This is a genomic window from Siminovitchia fortis (genome assembly GCF_003605365.2).
Taxonomy (GTDB): Bacteria; Bacillota; Bacilli; order Bacillales; family Bacillaceae_C; genus Siminovitchia; species Siminovitchia fortis.
The window spans coordinates 1-373 of the sequence record NZ_QYTU02000114.1 but is presented as its reverse complement, the minus strand read 5'-3'; the positions used below and the strand labels follow the sequence as shown (position 1 = coordinate 373).

Genomic DNA, 373 nt, shown 5'->3' with positions numbered 1-373 from the left:
CCTGCGTGACAGGCAGGCATGTTAACCGCTACACTACGGGACCCTTTTAAATTTATATTATATAAAGATTGCGGGGGCAGGATTTGAACCTGCGACCTTCGGGTTATGAGCCCGACGAGCTGCCAGACTGCTCCACCCCGCGATAATAAAATGGTGACCCCTACGGGATTCGAACCCGTGTTACCGCCGTGAAAGGGCGGTGTCTTAACCGCTTGACCAAGGGGCCATAGTAGATGGCTTTTTCAGTTAATATGGCGGAGAGCAAGGGATTTGAACCCTTGAGACGGCGGTAGCCGCCTACACGATTTCCAATCGTGCTCCTTCGGCCAACTCGGACAGCTCTCCAATGGCTCCGCAGGTAGGATTCGAACCT

3 tRNA genes are annotated in these 373 nt (G+C 53.4%); all 3 read right to left on the bottom strand.

What is annotated here, in order from left to right:
- Window positions 1-68: 68 nt before the first annotated feature.
- The 3 genes from D4N35_RS17910 to D4N35_RS17900 all read right to left on the bottom strand — a co-directional run bounded on the left by D4N35_RS17910 (window position 69) and on the right by D4N35_RS17900 (window position 345).
- A tRNA-Met gene (locus D4N35_RS17910) sits at window positions 69-142 on the bottom strand.
- A gap of 9 nt (window positions 143-151) precedes the next feature.
- Window positions 152-226, bottom strand: a tRNA-Glu gene (locus D4N35_RS17905).
- Between the two features lie 26 nt (window positions 227-252).
- Window positions 253-345 (bottom strand) — tRNA-Ser (locus D4N35_RS17900).
- Window positions 346-373: the final 28 nt, after the last annotated feature.